Source organism: Rathayibacter sp. AY1C1 (assembly GCF_002932105.1).
Classification (GTDB): Bacteria; Actinomycetota; Actinomycetes; order Actinomycetales; family Microbacteriaceae; genus Rathayibacter.
On record NZ_PSWH01000015.1, the window covers coordinates 50,585 to 69,589 of the forward strand.

Sequence of the window (19,005 nt, forward strand, 5' to 3'; positions counted from 1 at the left end):
GGTTCTTCGGGTGTTCGTCAGTGACCGTAGGTCAGTTTAGGGGTGGGGTCGCGCCGGTCACGGGAGCACCACGACCTGCGCGCCGAACACCAGTCCGGCGCCGAAGCCGATCTGCAGCGCGAGTCCGCCGTGCAGCTCCGGGTGCTCCTCGAGCAGGCGGTGGGTGGCGAGCGGGATCGACGCGGCGGAGGTGTTGCCGGTGGTCTCGATGTCGCGGCCGATAGCGACGGTCTCGGGGAGCTTCAGCTGCTTCGCGAGCTCGTCGATGATGCGCATGTTCGCCTGGTGGGGGATGAACGCGGCGAGGTCCTCGGGCTGGACGCCCGCCTCCGCGAGCGCCTGCTTGGCGACCTTGGCCATCTCCCAGACCGCCCAGCGGAAGACCGACGGGCCGTCCTGGCGGAGGGTGGGCCATTCGGCGGTGCCGTCGCGGTAGGCCGCGAGCGGGTTGTCCATGCCGACGGTGTCCCATTTGGAGCCGTCGGATCCCCACACGGTCTTCGAGATGCCGGCGGTGTCGCTGGGGCCGACGACCGCGGCGCCCGCGCCGTCGCCGAGGAGGAAGGAGATGCTGCGGTCGGTCGACTTGACCAGCTCGGACAGCTTCTCGGCTCCGACGACGAGCACGTACTCGGCCAGGCCGGAGCGGATGAAGGAGTCGGCCTGGGCGATGCCGTAGGTGTAGCCGGCGCAGGCGGCCGAGATGTCGTACGCCGGGGCGGGGTTCGCGCCGATGCGGTCCGCGAGGAGCGCGGCCAGCGACGGGGTCTGCACGGTGTTGCTGATCGTGGAGACGAGCACGACGCCGATCTGGTCCGGGCGGATGCCCGCCTTCTCGATCGCCTCGAGGGAGGCGATGGTCGCGAGGTCGACCGCGTGGATGTCGGCGGAGGCGCGGCGGCGCTCGATGATGCCGGTGCGCTGGCGGATCCACTCGTCGGAGGAGTTGATCGGCTCGATCAGGTCGTCGTTCGGGACGACGAGGTCGCCGCGTGCCGCGCCGACGCCGAGGATCCGGGTGTACGCGCTGCCGCTGGACTGGGTGAGGGAAGGGGTCGTCATGGGGTCTCTCCTGCTAGGCGGCGTGCTCGTCGAGGAAGGCGCGGGCGGCGTCCACGTCGTCGGGGGTCGTGATGGCGATGCTCGGCACGCCCTTGAGGCCGCGCTTGGCGAGGCCGACCAGCGCGCCGGCGGGTGCCAGCTCGATGATCCCGGTGACGCCCGCGTCGGCGAAGGCCGCCATGCAGAGGTCCCAGCGGACGGGGGAGGCGACCTGGCCGACGAGCAGCTCGAGGAACGCGGCACCGGAGTCGACGACCGACCCGTCGCGGTTCGTCCAGAGCCGGAGCGTCGGGTCGGAGGGGGTCAGCCCGGCGGCGACGCCGGCGAGGGAGTCGCGGGCGGGCGCCATGTAGCGGGTGTGGAAGGCGCCGGCCACCTGCAGGGGGATCACGCGGGTCCCGCGGAGCGGCTCCGCCTTGAGTGCCTCGAGCGCGTCGACCGCGCCGGCGACGACGATCTGCCCGCCGCCGTTGTAGTTGGCCGGCTCGAGGCCGAGCTCGTCGAGACGGGCGATCAGGGCCTGCTCGTCGCCGCCGAGGACCGCGCTCATCGCGGTCGGCTCGGCGGCGGCCGCAGCGGCCATGGCACGGGCGCGCTCGCGGACGAACACCAGCGCGTCGGCCTCGGTGAGGACCCCGGCTCCGGCAGCCGCGGTGATCTCGCCGACGGAGTGGCCGGCGATGCCCGCGATGCGCTCGCGCCGTCCGCCCTCGAGGAGGGCGGCGAGGCTCACGAGTCCCGCGGAGACGATCAGGGGCTGGGCGACCGCGGTGTCGCGGATGGTGTCCGCGTCCGAGACGGTGCCGTGCGCGGCGAGGTCGATGCCGACCGCCTCCGAGTGCGCGGCGACCTGCTCGGCCACAGAGGGGATCTCGAGCCAGGGGGCGAGGAATCCGGGGGTCTGGGAGCCCTGACCCGGGGCGACGACGACGATCACGGTATCCAGTCTTCCGATCTGCGCTCGCACGTGCGGCGCGTGGAGCCACTGACAAAGCACAAAGAGCTTGTCGCGGGTCTACAAGTGTTCAGGGGCGGGAGGGGTTCGGCGAGCGGAGGGCCTCAGCGGCGGGACGGCTTCCGGCGGACGGCGCCGTCCGGGTCGCTCATGGAGCCGAGGATGAGGGCGGACTGGAGGATGAGCGCCTCGCGGGCGCCCGTCGCGTCCCAGCCGATCACCTCGGCGACCCGCTTGAGGCGGTAGCGCACCGTGTTCGGGTGCACGAACAGCTCGCGAGCGGTCGCCTCGAGGGAGCGGCCGTTGTCGAGGTAGGCCCACAGCGTGGTCAGAAGCTCGGTCGAGTGCTTCTGCAGGGGCCGGTAGATCTGCGTGATGAGGCTCTGGCGGGCGAGCGGGTCGCCGGCGAGGGCGCGCTCGGGAAGGAGGTCGTCGGCGTTGACCGGTCGCGGCGCGTTCCGCCAGGAGCGGGCGACCGCGAAGCCGGCGAGGGCCGCGCGGGCGCTGCGGGACGCCTCGACCAGGGTCGGCACCTCGTGGCCGAGGACGAGGTGGCCCGTCCCGAAGCCGGGCTCGAGCGCCTCCGCGATCTCGAGGAACGCGACCGGCGGGCCGGTCTCCTCCGTGGCGTTCTCGCTCGGCTCGGCGCGGCCGATGACCAGGACGAGCCGGCTGCCCTGCACGCCGATCAGCACGTCGGCGTCCATGTGCCGCGCCGTGCGGCGCAGCTGGTCGACGTCGAGCACCTTGGGGGCGGTGCCCACCAGGACGGCGACCTCGCCGTGGCCGTGCCAGCCGAGGGCGGCGATCCGGCTGGGCAGCTCGTCGTCGGCCTCGCCCGTGAGGATCGAGTCGACGACCAACGCTTCCAGGCGCGCGTCCCAGAGACCTCGGGCCTCGGCGGCGCGCGCGTAGACGTCGGCCGCGGCGAAGGCGATCTCGCGCGAGTAGAGGAGGATCGCCTCGCGGAGGTCCTCCCCGCCGTTCTTGATCCGGTCCTCGACGACCTCGACCGTCACCTTGATCAGCTGCAGCGTCTGCGTCAGCGAGACGGAGCGCAGCAGCTCGCGGGGAGCGGCTCCGAACACGTCCGCCGCGATCCACGGCGTGGCCGACGGGTCGTCGAACCACGAGATGAACGAGGTGATGCCGGCCTGGGCGACGAGGCCGACCGCCGAGCGCCGACCGGGGGGCATGCTGCCGTACCAGGGCAGCGTGTCCTCGAGGCGCTTGATCGTCTGCGTCGAGAGCTCACCGGCGAGGGTGCGCAGCCAGGCGAGGGTCTGCTCCTTCGTGCGGGGAGCGCCCGGCCGGGTGGCCGGACGCTCCGCCGCAGGAGCAGGACCCCGCGCACTCGACGGTGCGGGTTCCTGCGAGAGCACGGACTCGTCCGTCAGCTCTCGCCGCCCGCGTTGCCGGTGGTGCCGGCGTTGACGTCGAGGAGGCGGTACTTCTCGATCGCCTGGACGGCGAGCGAGGGGTCGACCTCGCCGCGCTTGGCGAGCAGCTGCAGCGTCCGCACGACGACCGAGGGGCCGTCGATCTGGAAGTAGCGCCGCGCCGCCGCACGGGTGTCCGAGAACCCGAAGTCGTCCGCGCCGAGCGTCGCGAAGTCGCCCGGGATGAACTGGCGCAGCTGGTCGGGGACCTGGTGCGAGAAGTCCGAGACGGCGACGAAGGGACCCTTCGCGTCGGCCAGCTTCTGCGTCACGTACGGCACCTGCTCGGCGTCCTCGGGGTGGAGGAAGTTGTGCTGCTCGGCCTTGATGCCGTCGCGGCGCAGCTCGTTCCACGAGGTGACCGACCAGACGTCCGCCGAGACGCCCCAGTCCTCGGCGAGGAGCTTCTGCGCCTCGATCGCCCACGGCACGGCGACGCCCGAGGCGAGGAGCTGGGCCTTCGGCCCGTCCCACTGACCCCAGGAGATGCGGTGGATTCCGCGGACGATGCCCTCGACGTCGACGTCCTCCGGCTCCTTCGGCTGCACGATCGGCTCGTTGTAGACCGTGATGTAGTACATGACGTTCGGGTCGGTGTGCTTCCCGCCGTACATGCGCTCGAGACCGGACTGCACGATGTGCGCGATCTCGTACCCGTAGGCCGGGTCGTAGCTCACGACGGCGGGGTTGGTCGCCGCGAGGATCGGGGAGTGCCCGTCCGCGTGCTGGAGGCCCTCGCCGGTCAGCGTGGTGCGTCCTGCGGTGGCGCCGATCATGAAGCCGCGCGACATCATGTCGCCGGCCGCCCAGATCGCGTCGCCCGTGCGCTGGAACCCGAACATCGAGTAGAAGACGTAGACCGGGATGAGCGGCTCGCCCTGCGTCGAGTACGAGGTGCCGATCGCGGTGAACGCCGCGAGGGCGCCCGCCTCGTTGATGCCGACATGGAGGATCTGTCCCTGCGGGCTCTCCTTGTAGGCCAGGAGGAGCTCGCGGTCGACCGACGTGTAGTGCTGGCCGCGCGGGTTGTAGATCTTCGCGTTCGGGAAGAACGCGTCCATGCCGAAGGTGCGCGCCTCGTCCGGGATGATCGGGACGACGCGGTTGCCGAAGTCCTTCGAGCGGAGGATGTCCTTCAGGATGCGGACGAACGCCATGGTGGTGGCGATCTCCTGCGTCCCGGAGCCCTTCTTGCCGACCGCGTAGGCCGAGTCCTCGGGGAGGTTCAGCTGCGTGTACTTCGAGCGGCGCTCGGGGAGGTAACCGCCGAGCGCGCGGCGGCGCTCCTGCAGGTACTCGATCGCCTCGTCGTTCTGACCCGGGTGGTAGTACGGCGGGAGGTAGGGGTTCTCCTCGAGCTGCGCGTCCGTGATCGGGATGCGCATGGTGTCACGGAACGACTTGAGGTTGTCCAGCGTCATCTTCTTCATCTGGTGGGTCGCGTTGCGGCCCTCGAAGCTGCGGCCGAGACCGTAGCCCTTGATGGTGTGGGCGAGGATGACGGTGGGCTGGCCCTTGTGCTCCGTCGCGGCCTTCATGGCCGCGTAGATCTTGCGGTAGTCGTGGCCGCCGCGGCGCAGGCCCCAGATCTGCTCGTCGGAGTAGCCCTCGACGAGCTTCTTGGCGCGCGGGTCGCGGCCGAAGAAGTTCTCGCGGACGTAGGCGCCGTCCTCCGTCTTGTAGGTCTGGAAGTCGCCGTCGGGCGTCTTGTTCATCAGGTCGAGCAGCGCGCCCTCGGTGTCGCGGGCGAGCAGGTCGTCCCACTCGCGGCCCCAGATGAGCTTGATGACGTTCCAGCCCGCGCCGCGGAAGTACGACTCGAGCTCCTGCACGATCTTGCCGTTGCCGCGGACGGGTCCGTCGAGGCGCTGGAGGTTGCAGTTGACGATGAAGTTCAGGTTGTCGAGGCCGTCGTTCGCGGCGACCTGGAGCTGACCGCGCGACTCGACCTCGTCCATCTCGCCGTCGCCGAGGAACGCCCATACCTGCTGGTCGGAAGCGTCCTTGATGCCGCGGTTGGTGAGGTACTTGTTCGCCTGCGCCTGGTAGATCGCGTTGATCGGGCCGAGGCCCATCGACACGGTCGGGAACTGCCAGAACTCCGGCATGAGCCGCGGGTGCGGGTAGCTGGAGAGCCCGCCGCCCCGGTGCGACTTCTCCTGGCGGAATCCGTCGAGCTGGTGCTCGCTCAGGCGTCCCTCGAGGAAGGCGCGCGCGTACGGGCCGGGGGAGGCGTGGCCCTGGATGAAGACCTGGTCGCCGCCGCCCGGGTGGTCCTGGCCGCGGAAGAAGTGGTTGAAGCCGACCTCGTACAGCGAGGCGCTCGACGCGTACGTCGAGATGTGGCCGCCGACCCCGATGCCGGGACGCTGCGCGCGGTGCACGAGGATGGCCGCGTTCCAGCGGATCCACGCGCGGTAGCGGCGCTCGACGTCCTCGTCGCCCGGGAAGTCGGGCTCGTTCTCGGGCGCGATGGTGTTGATGTAGTCCGTGGTGGGCACCATCGGCACGCCGAGGTGGAGCTCCTTGGAGCGCTTGAGGAGGCTGAGCATGACGTCGCGCCCGCGACCCCGGCCCCGCTCCTCGACGAGCGCATCGAGCGACTCGTTCCACTCCGACGTTTCCTCGGGGTCCGAGTCCACGTGACCGACGGAATACGGGTCCTGATCGTTAACAGTCACCCTCGACCTCTCTCTGGGGGCAGATCGTGCCCGAGACATCACTCTCATGAAGCGGTGCGGATCCGCGGATCCGGGGCTCGGATGACGAGCCGCGCGCGGGCACCTCCGTCAGCCTAGCGATTCCCGTGCCCCGAACCTGGAATCGCACTGTGGTGATCCACGAGGAATGGGCGCCGACGACTGTAGGAGAGCGCCAGACGGGACGCGTCGACCGGCCCGTGATCGGGGGAGACGGGCCGTTCCTTGGAGTCTGCGCGGAGCGGGTCTAGCATTGCCCCTCGTGCTCGCGCGACTCTCGTGCGCACGGAAGGACATCGGACCGATGGCTCTCGAGAAGCTGACCCTGGCTCCCGACTTCGAACTCGCGAACCAGTACGGCGAGCGCATCCAGCTGGGCGACTTCCACGGGCGGCGCAACGTCGCCCTGGTGTTCTTCCCCCTCGCCTTCTCCGGCACCTGCACGGGCGAGTTCTGCGCGCTGCGCGAGAACCTCTCCCTCTTCGAGCACGCCGACGTGGAGCTGATCGGCATCTCGGTCGACTCCAAGCACACGCTGCGCGCCTGGGGCGAGAAGCAGGGCTACGACTTCACGCTCCTCTCCGACTTCTGGCCGCACGGCGATGTCGCCAAGCAGTACGGCGTGTTCACCGAGGCGAAGGGCTACGCGACCCGCGCGACCTTCCTGATCGACAAGGCCGGCGTCATCCGGGACACGTTCATGACCGCCCCGGGCGAGGCGCGCTCGATCGACGCCTACCGCGCCGCGATCGACGCGCTCGCCCCCGCGCACGTCTGACCCTCCGGAGGCGGACCGCCCCGGTCGTCAGCTGAGGATGTTGACGGCCCGCGAGATCACGAGAGCCAGCAGGACGAATCCGGTGAACGCCTCGGCGATCATCAGGAGCTTCATCCGGCTCGACAGCGGCATCGTGTCGGTCGGGCTGAACGCCATGGTGTTCGTCGTCGAGACCGAGAGGTAGTCGACGAAGCCGGGCCGCCAGTCGGCGCGCTCGGAGGAGGTCGCGGCGACCTCGGGCGCGGTGTCGCGGTAGGTGTCCTGCGGGAAGGCGAAGTCGGCCGCCGGCAGCTCGGTGCGGGGAAGCGTTCCGCGGGCGACCGGACCGCCGCGGTCGAGCTCCCAGAACAGCAGCGCGTACGCGACGACGTTGGTGACCCAGACCTGGAGCGCGGTGAGCAGCAGCGGAGGGCCGTCGGCCGTCCCGTCGACGAGGTCGATCACCACGGCGACCACGTTCACCTGGTTCGCCACGGCGAGCACGACCGCCAGGGCGATGGAGACCCCGCGCGACCAGCGCGTCTCGCTGTCGAGCCGGTGCGGGTTGACGACGAACAGCGGCACGAGCAGCGCGAGCGTGATGCCGGCGGCGACGAGGCGGACCACCGAGGTGTCGGCGCTGTGGCCGGCCACGTTCAGTGCGACGGCCACCAGGATCGCGGCGGAGGCGGGCCAGCGGCTCTCGGCGCGCCGCCTCGCCCGGGAGTCGCTGTCGGCGGTCATGTGCCGAGGCTAGTGCCCGCAGGGGGCCGCTCCGCCTGCCGTAGGATCGAGTCGATCGTCCGCGGGTGCTCCCGCGACGGGGGCCTTTAGCTCAGTTGGTAGAGCGCCACGTTTACACCGTGGATGTCATCGGTTCGAGCCCGGTAGGGCCCACCACATCCGACGATCGGACACTGCGCGTCAGCGGGACTGGCGGCGCTTGTAGGGCTTCGGCTGGCCCTTGACGATCGGGGCGCGCCCGGTTCCCTTGGAGGCCTTGGCCTTGCCTCCCGACTTCGGGGCCGCCTCCGGCTCGTCGCCGAGCGCGGCGAGCTCCTCGCGGGCCGAGGCGAGGCGCTGCCGCCCGGCCGCGGTGAGGGTCGTGGCGGCGGCACCGGACTCGAAGAGCGGCTTGCCGAGGTCGAGCTCGACGGCGGCGACGGAGGAGTCGAGCTTCCGCCGCGAGATGCCGAGGCGCTCGGCGGCGCGCACGAAGTGCAGCTCCTCGGCGACCGCCACGAAGTGGCGCAGCTGGCTGATCTTCATCCCGAACCCTTCACGGCCGCTCCCTGCGGCACGACCACGGTACGCGGTCCGGGAGGGGGCGCCGACCGCCGGGAGCGCCACCAGGAGCAGCGACGACCCGTCGATCCGCGCCAGAGGCCCCGGCGGACATTGCCGGACGGAGGCGGGAGGCCTACGGTCGCGCCCGTGGGCGGTCCCGAAGCCGGCCACGGAGAGAGGCCGACGTGGGCGCGCTCATCTACAGCTCGATCGCGTCGCTCGACGGCTACGTGAACGACGCGGACGGCGGATTCGCCTGGGCGGAGCCGCGACCCGCCGTGCACCGCTTCATCACGGAGCGCGAGGGGCGGGTGCGCACGTACCTGTACGGGCGGCGCATGTACGAGGTCATGCGCGCGTGGGAGCAGACCTGGGCCCTCGCTGAGGAGTTCGCGTTCATCCGCGACTTCCAGGAGATGTGGCGGGCGGCCGACAAGGTCGTGTACTCGACGACACTGGAGTCGGCCGAGACCCGCCGCACCCGCGTCGAGGGCGGGTTCGACCCGGTCGTCGTCGCCGCGCAGGTCAGCGCCGCCGACCACGACGTCTCGATCGGCGGGCCGACCCTCGCCCGGCACGCGCTGCTCGCCGGGATCGTCGACGAGGTGCAGGTCTACACGGTGCCGGTGGCGGTGGGCGGCGGGACCCACTTCCTCCCGTGCGGGTTCCACGCGCGCCTCGACCTGCGCGAGGAGCACCGCTTCGCCGACGGCACGGTCTTCACGCGCTACAGCGTGCGGCGCTGAGACCGGCTACTCGGCGCCGACCAGCGCGGCGATCCGCGAGGCGAGCCGGGCGCCCTGAGCGCGTCCGGCGCGGGCGGAGGCGGCGCGGACGGACGGGTCGAGCGAGTTCGGGCCGAAGGCGCGCACCGACTCCTCGTCGGCGTAGAGCACCTCGACCCGCGAGTCCGCGAGGGCGTCGAGCTCGCCGGTCGGGATCAGGCCCGCGCCGGGCGTGCCGACTCCCGGCAGCGGAGTGACGATCAGGACCCAGTCGGCTCCCGCGGCGAGGTCGGCGTTGCTGCCGGAGCGCACGCCGCCGTCCATGTAGCGGACGCCGTCGATGCTGACGGGAGGCCAGACCCCGGGGACGGCGCAGCTGGCGGAGATCGCGTCGACGAGGCCGACACCGCTCTCGCGGTCGAACACGCGCAGCTCACCGGTGGCCGTGTCGACCGCGGTGATGAGCAGACGCTGCTCGGGCCAGTCGGCGTCGCCCACGCGGGCCGAGATGACGGCCCGGCGCGTGTCCTCGGGGAGCGTCTCGGCCTCGAGCGCGAGGGTGCCGATGCGGCGCCGCGCGTCCTGGGGCGAGGTCGCGCCCTCGACGGCCGCGGCGAAGAGGGCCTGGAGGCGCTCACCGTCGACGTCCGCTCCGATCTCGGCGGACTCCTCCTGGAGCTGGGCCTCGTACGACTCGTCGAGGCCGGTGCCGGTGCTCAGCTGCGCGGCGACCGCGGAGCCCGCGGAGGTGCCGATGAAGGTCGTCGACGGATCGAGCAGGAGGCGGGCCGCCTCGGGGGAGGCGTCTGCGAGGCCGCGGAGGACGCCGAGCTCCCAGGCGATTCCGGCGAGGCCGCCGCCGGCGAGGACGAGTGCACCAGGCATGGGGGAGGTCCTTTCGATCAGGATCAGGAGGGGGCGGGCGCTGCGGAGCGCCGCAGCACCAACGCTGTCACATCGTCGTGCGCGTCGTCTGCGAGAGCATGCAGACGCTCGAAGAGAGCGGGGTCGTCGTTGCTCCGCACCAGCTCGGCGAGACGGTCGAGCGCGTCGAGGCGCCCGCCGAAGACGTCGAGCAGGCCGTCGCTGCAGGAGAAGAGCGCGTCGCCGGGGGCGAGCACGCGCTGCTCCTCCTCCCAGGAGACGTCGGCGGCGATGCCGAGCGGGACGCCGGTGGAGGCGAGCCGCTCCGTGGTGCCGTCGGCGCGCAGCAGGAGGGTGAGGCCGTGGCCGCTGTCCACGAACGCGACGGCGCCGCTCGCGAGGTCGACCCGGGCGATCAGCGCGGTCGCGAACATCCCGGTCGCGGTCAGGTCGGGCAGGAGCTGGCGGTTGACGGCCTCGACGGCTGCCGCGGGAGGGAGCTCCGGCCGCGCCTGGAACGCGGAGCGGATCGCGGAGGCGACGATCGCCGCCGACACTCCCTTGCCCATCACGTCGACCAGCTCGAGGGAGAGGTCGTCCCCGCTGCGGCGCCACGCCGTGTAGTCGCCGGCGACGTCGTGCAGCGGCGTGGTCAGCGAGTCGAGCGTCCACTCGCCGAGGTCGAGGCGCGGGGGCCAGAGCCGCTCCTGCGTCTCGCTCGCGCGTCCGGAGAAGGCGATCTCGCGCAGCTCCCGCTCCGCCCACCGGCCGAGGTCCTCGAGGATCTCGCGCTCCTCCTCCGAGAAGCCGCGCGCCTCGCTGTCGATGATGCAGATCGTGCCGACGCGGAGGCCGTCCCCGACGACGAGCGGGCGGCCCGCGTAGAAGCGCACGTGAGGGGATCCGGTGACGACTCCGCGGTCGGCGAACCGCGGATCGGCGGTGGCGTCCTCGACGACGAGGATGTCGCCCTGCTGGACCGTGACGTCGCACATCGAGTCGGCGCGCAGCATCCTGCTCGCCCGCGCCGAGCGCTGGGGCGACTTCGTGAACTGCGTCGACTCCTCGAGGATGTTGATCTCGGCGAGGGGGACGCGCAGGAGCCGGCGGGCGATGCGGGTGATCCTGTCGAAGCGCTCCTGGGGGGTGCTCAGGCCGATCCCGAGCTCGGCGATCGCGGCGAGGCGGGCGCGCTCGGTCGGCTCGCTCACGTGCGGGTCCGGGCGAGTGCCCAGAGGTTCTGCCCGTCGACACGGCGGTAGGAGAACTCGGTGACGAGGGCGTGGATGAACGGGATGCCGCGGCCTGCCTCGTCCCACTCGTCCGGCATGTCGCGGGGGTCGGCGACCTCGGCGGGCGCCTCCTCGGCGGAGTCGTTGAGCGAGGCGCGCAGCTCGGTCGCGTCGACGCGGATCTCGACCAGGCAGATGATGTGCCGGTACGACCGGGCGTGCTGGACGATGTTCGAGGTCAGCTCGACCAGCGCGGTCTCGAACGACATCCGGTCGACCGGCGCGACGCCCGGCTCCTCGAGCCACAGCTCCTCGAGCGCCTCGTGGACGGCGGTGACGCCGTCCTCGGGCGGCGTGCGCACGACGAAGGAGCGCTCAGGCACGGTAGGCCTCCTCGACGGTCTCGGCGCTCCCGAGCAGGCGGTCGAGGTTGGACAGGCCGAGCACCATGGCGGGCTGCTCGCCGGCGGCGGCCACGCGCAGCTCGCCGCCCGCCTTCCGCGCCTCCTTGAGTCCGGCGACGAGGACGCCGAGCCCGGACGAGTCGAGGAACTCGACGGCCGCCAGGTCGACGACCACGCGGACCTCTCCCGCCTCGAGCGCGCGCTGGAGGACCGCTTCGAGCTCCCACGCCGTGGACAGGTCGAGCCGGCCGACGGGGCGGATCACCACGATGTCGGGCTCGATCCGCTCGGTGCTGATCCTCGAGCTGGGCTCCATGGTGTCCTCCTGACGGGACGGCACGCGGTTCCGCAGGGCTCGGAGACGTGGTGAGGACGCGGTCGGGCGCGCGACCGAGGGGCTCCGGATCCGATGCGGGGGTGAATCGGGGAGTTCGTCCGCCTCCGACCGTACAAGGGAACGGGGCGCCCCGTGGGAGGCGTGACCGCATCCGCGCTGCGACACGCGGTGCGCGGCCCCGGGAGGAGGCTCCGCTCAGCCCCTCGCGGCGGCGAGAGCGTCGGCGGCGAGCCTCACGGAGGTGTCTCGGCCGGTCAGCCAGAGCGGCACGGAGCGGGCGCGGAGGCCCGCCGACTCGAGCGCCGGGACCGCGTCCGCGTCCTCCTCGCCGACGAGCCAGGCGTCGAGGAGGCCGCCCCCGCTCCGGGCTCCGTAGTGCCGGCCGACGGCCTCGGCGGAGGTCTCGACGCCGATCGCTCTGAGGCAGGCGTCGGCCATGCCGCGCACCACCGCGCCTCCGATGACGGGGGAGACGCCCACGACGGGTGCGGAGGTCCGGCGGAGGGCGTCCGCGATCCCGGGCACTCCGAGGATCGTGCCGATCGAGACGACGGGATTGGAGGGGGCGACGAGCACCGCGTCGGTGTCGGCGATCGCCTCCAGCACGCCCGGGGCGGGGCGGGCGCTCTCCACCCCCTGCTGGACGAAGCGGCGCGCGGGCGCTGACGCCCGAAGCCGCACCCACCACTCCTCGAAGTGGAGGAGCCGCACGCCCTCGCCGGGAAGGTCGACCTCGACGTGGGTCTCGACGTCCTGGTCCGACATCGGCAGCAGGCGGACCCCCAGCGGCCAGCGGGCGGTGATCCGCGCGGTCGCCTCCGAGAGGGTGAGGCCGTCGCGCAGCATCGAGCTGCGGGCGATGTGGGTGCCGAGGTCGAGGTCGCCCAGGGTGAACCACGGCCAGCCGACGCCGAAGGCGGTGAGCTCGGCCGAGACCCGCTCGCTCTCGCCGGCCCGCCCCCAGCCGCGCTCCGTGTCGTTCACTCCGCCGAGCGCGTAGGTGATCGAGTCGAGGTCGGGGCAGACCTTGAGGCCGGTGAGCCACATGTCGTCGCCGGTGTTGACGACGACGGTGATCTCGCTCGCCTCGCCGCCGGCGGCCTCGAGATCGCGGAGGTGCTCGCGGACCGCCGAGGTGAAGCGGGCGCCGCCGACGCCTCCGGCCAGGATCGTGATGCGCATCCGCCCACGCTAGCGGCACCGACGGATTCCTCCCCCGGCGAGCCTTAATGCTGCGGATCCGCGCCGGAAACACCGGGGAAACGTCGAACCCCGACGATGAAGCCCTGTCCCCGGAGCCGGACGGTCCGTCATTGCCTTCGGGCCCGGCGGGGACCACAGTGGGTCCACGTCCCCGGCTCCGCACCGCCCGGCGGAGCACACCGGAGCCGGACAGGGACGCCCGAGCATGGAGGTACCGATGACCATCGTCCGCGCAGCGATCACCCAGACGACCTGGACCGGCGACAAGGAGTCGATGCTCGACAAGCACGAGCGGATGGCCCGGGACGCCGCAGCCGACGGCGCGCAGATCGTCTGCTTCCAGGAGCTGTTCTACGGCCCGTACTTCGGCATCACCCAGGACAAGAAGTACTACCGCTACGCCGAGCCCGCCGACGGGCCGATCGTGCAGCGCTTCGCGGCCCTCGCGAAGGAGCTGGGCGTGGTGATGATCCTCCCGATCTACGAGGAGGAGCAGACCGGCGTCTACTACAACACCGCGGTCGTGGTCGACACCGACGGGACGATCCTCGGCAAGTACCGCAAGCACCACATCCCGCACCTGGACCGCTTCTGGGAGAAGTTCTACTTCCGGCCCGGGAACCTCGGCTACCCGGTCTTCGACACCGCCGTCGGCAAGGTCGGCGTCCACATCTGCTACGACCGCCACTTCCCGGAGGGCTGGCGGGAGCTGGGCCTGAACGGCGCCCACCTCGTCTTCAACCCCAACGCCACCAAGCCCGGCCTGTCGAACCGCCTCTGGGAGGTCGAGGGCCCGGCGGCCGCGGTGGCGAACGGCTACTTCGTGCTGCAGCCCAACCGCGTCGGCCGGGAGGACAACGAGTACGGCGACCTCGCGGTCGACTTCTACGGCACCAGCCAGATCATCGATCCGCGGGGGGAGTTCGTCGGGGAGCGGGGCTCGGGCGAGGCCGAGGAGATCCTGATCCGCGACCTCGAGATGGACATGGTGCAGGAGATGCGCGACGACTGGCAGTTCTACCGGGACCGCCGGCCGGAGTCGTACACCAGCATCCCGAAGCCGTGACCGCAGACCGAGACGGGGAAGACCGATGAAGACCCTCATCACCGGCGGGACGGTCGTCAACGCGACCGGCACCGGAGCCGCAGACGTCCTGATCGACGGCGAGACCATCGCCGCCGTCCTCGCCCCCGGCTCCACGCTGCTGGGCTTCGACCTGGCGGCCCACGTCGACCGGGTGATCGACGCGCGCGGCAAGTACGTCATCCCGGGCGGGATCGACGCGCACACGCACATGGAGATGCCGTTCGGCGGCACCTCCGCCTCGGACACCTTCGAGACCGGCACGCGCGCCGCGGCCTGGGGCGGCACGACGTCGATCGTCGACTTCGTGGTGCAGTACCCGGGCGAGAGCGTCGTCGACCGGTTCCAGGCGTGGCAGGAGAAGGCGGCCGGCAACTGCGCGATCGACTACGGCTTCCACCAGATCCTCTCGGACGTGCAGGACTCCTCGCTCGTCGCGATGGACGAGCTGATGCGCGAGGGGGTGACCAGCTTCAAGCTGTTCATGGCCTACAAGGGCGTGTTCCTCTCGGACGACGGGCAGATCCTCCGGGCGTTCCAGAAGGGCGCGGAGAACGGCGCGATGATGATGATGCACGCCGAGAACGGCGCCCTCATCGACGAACTGGTGAAGCAGACCCTCGCCGCCGGGAACACCGCGCCGTACTTCCACGGCACCTCTCGCCCCTGGCAGGCGGAGGAGGAGGCGACGCACCGGGCGATCATGATCGCCGACCTCACCGGCGCGCCGCTGTACGTGGTGCACGTCTCCGCGAAGCAGGCGGTGGAGCAGATCGCCCAGGCCCGCGACCGCGGCATGAACGTCTTCGGGGAGACCTGCCCGCAGTACCTCTACCTCTCGCTCGAGGAGCAGCTCGGCGCTCCGGGCTTCGAGGGTGCGAAGTGGGTGTGCTCCACGCCGCTGCGCTCGAAGGCGGAGGGGCATCAGCACCACATGTGGCAGTCGCTGCGCACCAACGACATCCAGATGGTCTCGACCGACCACTGCCCCTTCTGCATGAAGGGCCAGAAGGACATGGGGATCGGCGACTTCTCGAAGATCCCCAACGGCATCGGCTCGGTGGAGCACCGGATCGACCTGATGTACCAGGGCGTGGTGTCGGGGCAGATCTCCCTGCCGCGCTGGGTCGAGCTCACCTCGACCACCCCGGCGCGGATGTTCGGGATGTACGGGAGGAAGGGCGTCATCCAGCCCGGGGCCGACGGCGACGTCGTCGTCTACGACCCGAGCGGGCACACCTCGATCGGGATCGGCGAGGGCCGAAGCCACCACATGAACATGGACTATTCGGCCTGGGAGGGCTTCGAGATCGACGGCCACGTCGACACGGTGATCTCCCGCGGCAGGGTCGTCGTCGACGACGGCTCCTACGTCGGCACGAAGGGCGACGGGGCGTACATCCCGCGCGGTCTGAGCCAGTACCTGATCTGAGCCGGCACCCGATCCGAGCCAGCACCTGATCGAGCAGAAGGAACCCCATGGACTTCGGAGTCGTCCTCCAGACCAACCCGCCCGCCTCGCGCACCGTCGCGCTCGCCGTCCTCGCGGAGACGCACGGCTTCGACTACGCGTGGACCTTCGACTCGCACCTGCTCTGGCAGGAGCCCTACGTGATCTACTCGCAGATCCTCGAGAGGACGCACCGGATCACGGTCGGCCCGATGGTCACCAACCCCGCCACGCGCGACTGGACGGTCATCGCCTCGCTGCACGCGACGCTCAACGAGATGTACGGGAACCGCACGGTGTGCGGGATCGGACGCGGCGACTCGGCGGTGAGGGTGACCGGAGGAGCTCCGACGACGCTCAAGACGCTGCGGGAGTCGATCCACGTCATCCGCGAGCTCGCCAACAGCCGTCCGGTCGAGTACAACGGCCAGACGCTGCAGTTCCCGTGGAGCCGGGGCTCGTCCCTGGAGATGTGGGTGGCCGCCTACGGCCCGCTCGCCCTGAAGCTCGCGGGCGAGGTCGGCGACGGCTTCATCCTGCAGCTGGCCGACGTGGACATCGCGCGCTGGATGATCGGCGCCGTCAAGGAGGCGGCGGCGAACGCCGGCCGGGATCCCGGGTCGCTGCAGTTCTGCGTCGCGGCGCCGATGTACATCGGCACCGACCGGGAGCACATGCGCGACCAGTGCCGCTGGTTCGGCGGGATGGTCGGTAACCACGTGGCCGACATCGTGGGCCGCTACGGCGCCTCCGGAGCGGTGCCGCAGGCGCTGACGGACTACATCGCCGGGCGCGAGGGCTACGACTACAACGAGCACGGCCGCGCGGGCAACAGCCACACCGCCTTCGTGCCGGACGAGATCGTGGAGCGCTTCTGCGTGCTGGGCACGGCGGACGAGCACATCGAGAAGCTCCGGGCGCTCGCCGACATCGGCGTGACGCAGTTCGCGGGCTACCTCCAGCACGACAACAAGGAGGAGACGCTGCGCGTGTACGGCGAGCGGGTCATCCCGGAGCTGCGCGAGCACATCGTGGCCCGCGCATGAGACCGGCCCTCGCGCGCGGGCTCGTGCTCGGCGCCGGCGGGCTGCTCCTGCTCGCGCTGGTGTGGGAGGGCTGGAAGGCGCTCGGGCCCGAGGCCGGGGTGGTCGTCGGAGGAGTCACGGTGCTCCCGCGCACGAGCGCCATCGCGATGCCCCACCTCTGGGAGATCGCGGCCCGGCTCGGCGAGCCGGTCACCGGAGCGCGGAACGCCCCGGCGCTCTGGTCGGCCGTCCTGGGGGCGAGCGCCTTCTCGCTCGGGATCGCCGCGGTCGGCTGGGTCGTCGGCACGGTCGTGGGGCTGCTCCTGGCTCTCCTGATGCAGCGGTTCCGCACGGCGGAGTCGGCGGTGCTGCCCTGGATCGTGCTGAGCCAGACGGTGCCCCTGATCGCGATCGCCCCACTGGTGCGGCGCTGGGGGTCGCAGCTCGAGCTCGGTCCGGTGACCTGGGAGAACTGGATGTCGGTGGCCCTGATCGCCTCCTACCTCGCGTTCTTCCCCGTCTCGATCGGGGCGCTCCGCGGGCTCGGCTCGCCGGCGGCCCACCAGGTCGAGCTGATGCATGTGTACGGCGTCGGCTGGTGGAAGACGCTGGTGCGCCTGAGGCTGCCGGCGAGCGTGCCCTACCTGCTGCCGGCCCTCCGGCTCGGAGCGGTCAGCGCCGTCGTCGGCACGATCGTCGCCGAGGTCTCGATCGGCCTGCGCGGCGGGATCGGCCGCATGATCATCGAGTTCGCCTCCGCTGCCGGAGGCGACCCCGCCAAGCCCTGGGCGCCGATCCTCGGGGCGGTGCTGGTGGGCCTCGCGGCCGCCGGCGCCGTCGCCCTGCTCGGCACCCTCCTCCGTCCGTACCGCCGAGGGGAGCAGCCCGCATGAGCACTGCAGGATCCGCGGTCGTCGTCGACTCGGTCACGAGGACCTTCGCCACCGCCCGCGCCGCGAGCGTCACGGCGCTCCAGGACGTCTCGCTCGAGGTGGCCGTGGGGGAGTTCGTCTCGCTGATCGGTCCGTCCGGCTGCGGCAAGTCGACGCTGCTGCGGCTGATCGCCGACCTCGACGAGCCGGACTCCGGGTCGATCGCCGTGTTCGGCAAGACAGCCCGGCAGGCGAGGCTCGACCAGGACTACGGGATCGCGTTCCAGCAGGCGGGCCTCCTGCCGTGGCGCACGATCCGGGCGAACATCGCCCTGCCGCTGGAGCTGCACGGCGTCGCCGCGACCGCCCGGCGCTCGCGCGTCGACGAGCTGCTGGCGCTGGTCGGGCTCGGCGACTTCGCCGACTCCTACCCGGACCAGCTCTCCGGCGGGATGCAGCAGCGCGTCGCCATCGCGCGGGCGCTCGCCGAGAGCCCGCGCCTGCTCCTCATGGACGAGCCGTTCGGGGCGCTCGACGAGATGACCCGCGAGCGGATGCAGACGGAGCTGCTGCGGATCCGGCGCGAGACCGGCGCCGCCGTCGTCTTCGTCACCCACTCGATCCCGGAGGCGGTGTTCCTCTCGGACCGCGTCGTGGTGATGTCGCCGCGGCCGGGCAGGATCCGCGACGTCCTCCCGGTCGGACTCCCCGGAGCATCCGAGCGCGACGCGGCGGTCAGGGAGGACACGGCGTTCTTCCGCGACGTGAGCGCCGTGCGCGAGCTGCTGCACGGGGATCCCGCCGCCGTGCCGCGCGGAGTGGAGAACCGGTGAGCACGACCGCGCTGGCGCGCAGCGTGCTCGCGCCGGTCGTGCTCGGGATCGCCGCGGTCCTGCTCTGGCAGGCCGGGGTCACCGCTCTGGCGATCCAGCCGTTCGTGCTCCCGTCGCCGCTGGCGATCGGACGGGAGTTCGCCGCGAACCTCGGCTCCGTCGCCGAGGGCAGCGCGGTGACCGGCCGCAACGCGCTGGTCGGCCTGCTGGTCGGCGCGGTGCTGGCGGTCGTGGTCGCCGGGCTCTCGGCGCTCGCGCGGGTCTTCGACGGACTGGTCGCGCCGATCGTGGCCGCGGCCGCCGTCGTGCCGATCGTCGCCCTCGCTCCGGTGCTCTACACGATGTTCGGAGCGAACGCCGAGACCGCGAGGCAGCTCGTCGCGGCGCTCGCCGTGTTCGTGCCGGTGTACGTGACGACGCTGCGCGGGCTGCGGCAGGCCGCTCCGGTGCACCGCGACCTGCTGAAGGCCTACGCGGCGACCCCCTGGCAGACCGCCCGCACGATCACGCTGCCGGGAGCAGTGCCCTACGTCTTCACGGGGCTCCGCATCGCCTCCTCGCTCGCGGTGATCTCGGCGCTGGTCGCCGAGTACTTCGGCGGACCCGTGGGCGGGCTCGGCAAGTCGATCACGACGGCGGCCTCGGGCAGCGACTACGCGCTCGCCTACGCCTACGTCCTGGGCGCTGTGCTCGTCGGCCTCGCGTTCTACTGCGTGACGGCCGCGCTCGAGGCGTTCGCGCTGCGCCGCAGCCGGCTGCGCTGAGCGCGGCGCCGCG

General features: G+C 71.7%; 19 protein-coding genes and 1 tRNA gene. 9 read left to right on the forward strand and 11 right to left on the reverse strand.

All coding sequences use genetic code 11. The features are described 5' to 3' along the window. Positions 1–57 precede the first annotated feature (57 nt). From C5C71_RS09095 to aceE, 4 genes are all read right to left on the reverse strand, one after another. Positions 58–1,062, reverse strand: a complete 1,005-nt coding sequence (locus C5C71_RS09095; RefSeq protein ID WP_104337563.1) for a beta-ketoacyl-ACP synthase III — start codon at positions 1,060–1,062, stop codon at positions 58–60. Between the two features lie 13 nt (positions 1,063–1,075). Next, positions 1,076–1,999 (reverse strand): ACP S-malonyltransferase, encoded by a 924-nt coding sequence (locus tag C5C71_RS09100; RefSeq protein ID WP_104226672.1) that lies wholly within the window; start codon positions 1,997–1,999, stop codon positions 1,076–1,078. Between the two features lie 122 nt (positions 2,000–2,121). Then, complete coding sequence (locus tag C5C71_RS09105; protein WP_181065683.1) at positions 2,122–3,288, reverse strand: CdaR family transcriptional regulator; 1,167 nt, start codon at positions 3,286–3,288, stop codon at positions 2,122–2,124. Positions 3,289–3,410: 122 nt separating this feature from the next. Further along, positions 3,411–6,137 (reverse strand): pyruvate dehydrogenase (acetyl-transferring), homodimeric type, encoded by a 2,727-nt coding sequence (aceE, locus tag C5C71_RS09110; RefSeq protein WP_104247522.1) that lies wholly within the window; start codon positions 6,135–6,137, stop codon positions 3,411–3,413. Positions 6,138–6,459: 322 nt separating this feature from the next. Between aceE and C5C71_RS09115 the strand changes: the two genes are divergently transcribed. Further along, positions 6,460–6,933 carry a peroxiredoxin gene (locus C5C71_RS09115; protein ID WP_104223507.1) on the forward strand — a complete coding sequence of 158 codons (474 nt, stop codon included), beginning with the start codon at positions 6,460–6,462 and terminating at the stop codon, positions 6,931–6,933. 27 nt (positions 6,934–6,960) lie between these two features. On the opposite strand, the gene C5C71_RS09120 is transcribed toward C5C71_RS09115, so the two are convergent. Continuing rightward, complete coding sequence (locus C5C71_RS09120; protein WP_104226669.1) at positions 6,961–7,656, reverse strand: hypothetical protein; 696 nt, start codon at positions 7,654–7,656, stop codon at positions 6,961–6,963. An 80-nt stretch (positions 7,657–7,736) separates the two neighbouring features. Between C5C71_RS09120 and C5C71_RS09125 the strand changes: the two genes are divergently transcribed. Then, positions 7,737–7,812 (forward strand) — tRNA-Val (locus C5C71_RS09125). Between the two features lie 24 nt (positions 7,813–7,836). Here C5C71_RS09125 and C5C71_RS09130 read toward each other — a convergent pair. Beyond that, positions 7,837–8,181 carry a LysR family transcriptional regulator gene (locus C5C71_RS09130; RefSeq protein ID WP_104337565.1) on the reverse strand — a complete coding sequence of 115 codons (345 nt, stop codon included), beginning with the start codon at positions 8,179–8,181 and terminating at the stop codon, positions 7,837–7,839. Between the two features lie 203 nt (positions 8,182–8,384). Here C5C71_RS09130 and C5C71_RS09135 point away from each other — a divergent pair, with 203 nt between their 5' ends. Next, entirely contained in the window at positions 8,385–8,945 is a 561-nt protein-coding gene (locus C5C71_RS09135; protein WP_104226668.1) for a dihydrofolate reductase family protein, read from the forward strand. Positions 8,946–8,951: 6 nt separating this feature from the next. Here C5C71_RS09135 and C5C71_RS09140 read toward each other — a convergent pair whose 3' ends face one another. From C5C71_RS09140 to cofD, 5 genes are all read right to left on the reverse strand, one after another. Continuing rightward, the gene (locus tag C5C71_RS09140; RefSeq protein WP_104337566.1) at positions 8,952–9,809 is read right to left on the reverse strand and encodes a patatin-like phospholipase family protein; all 858 of its coding nucleotides are present in this window, start codon (positions 9,807–9,809) and stop codon (positions 8,952–8,954) included. Positions 9,810–9,832: 23 nt separating this feature from the next. Further along, positions 9,833–10,999 (reverse strand): PP2C family protein-serine/threonine phosphatase, encoded by a 1,167-nt coding sequence (locus tag C5C71_RS09145; RefSeq protein WP_181065681.1) that lies wholly within the window; start codon positions 10,997–10,999, stop codon positions 9,833–9,835. Beyond that, positions 10,996–11,403, reverse strand: a complete 408-nt coding sequence (locus tag C5C71_RS09150; protein WP_104223473.1) for an ATP-binding protein — start codon at positions 11,401–11,403, stop codon at positions 10,996–10,998. The genes C5C71_RS09145 and C5C71_RS09150 overlap by 4 nt, the downstream gene beginning before the upstream one ends. Beyond that, positions 11,396–11,740: an STAS domain-containing protein gene (locus C5C71_RS09155; RefSeq protein ID WP_104223474.1), complete on the reverse strand. Its 345-nt coding sequence runs from the start codon at positions 11,738–11,740 to the stop codon at positions 11,396–11,398. The genes C5C71_RS09150 and C5C71_RS09155 overlap by 8 nt, the downstream gene beginning before the upstream one ends. Before the next feature lie 216 nt (positions 11,741–11,956). Beyond that, positions 11,957–12,943: a 2-phospho-L-lactate transferase gene (cofD, locus tag C5C71_RS09160; protein ID WP_104337568.1), complete on the reverse strand. Its 987-nt coding sequence runs from the start codon at positions 12,941–12,943 to the stop codon at positions 11,957–11,959. A gap of 238 nt (positions 12,944–13,181) precedes the next feature. On the opposite strand from cofD, the gene C5C71_RS09165 reads away from it, so the two are divergent. From C5C71_RS09165 to C5C71_RS09190, 6 genes are read left to right on the forward strand one after another with little or no spacing between them, the layout of a single operon-like run. Continuing rightward, complete coding sequence (locus tag C5C71_RS09165) at positions 13,182–14,030, forward strand: nitrilase-related carbon-nitrogen hydrolase (RefSeq protein WP_104337569.1); 849 nt, start codon at positions 13,182–13,184, stop codon at positions 14,028–14,030. A 25-nt stretch (positions 14,031–14,055) separates the two neighbouring features. Then, positions 14,056–15,480 (forward strand): dihydropyrimidinase, encoded by a 1,425-nt coding sequence (gene hydA, locus C5C71_RS09170; RefSeq protein WP_104327923.1) that lies wholly within the window; start codon positions 14,056–14,058, stop codon positions 15,478–15,480. 47 nt (positions 15,481–15,527) lie between these two features. Beyond that, positions 15,528–16,544: a TIGR03842 family LLM class F420-dependent oxidoreductase gene (locus C5C71_RS09175; protein ID WP_104337570.1), complete on the forward strand. Its 1,017-nt coding sequence runs from the start codon at positions 15,528–15,530 to the stop codon at positions 16,542–16,544. Then, positions 16,541–17,416, forward strand: coding sequence for an ABC transporter permease (locus tag C5C71_RS09180; protein WP_104337571.1), 876 nt, complete (start codon positions 16,541–16,543; stop codon positions 17,414–17,416). Before C5C71_RS09175 ends, C5C71_RS09180 begins: the two co-directional genes overlap by 4 nt. Continuing rightward, positions 17,413–18,228, forward strand: a complete 816-nt coding sequence (locus C5C71_RS09185; protein ID WP_104337572.1) for an ABC transporter ATP-binding protein — start codon at positions 17,413–17,415, stop codon at positions 18,226–18,228. Before C5C71_RS09180 ends, C5C71_RS09185 begins: the two co-directional genes overlap by 4 nt. Continuing rightward, entirely contained in the window at positions 18,225–18,992 is a 768-nt protein-coding gene (locus C5C71_RS09190; protein ID WP_104308363.1) for an ABC transporter permease, read from the forward strand. The genes C5C71_RS09185 and C5C71_RS09190 overlap by 4 nt, the downstream gene beginning before the upstream one ends. Positions 18,993–19,005: the final 13 nt, after the last annotated feature.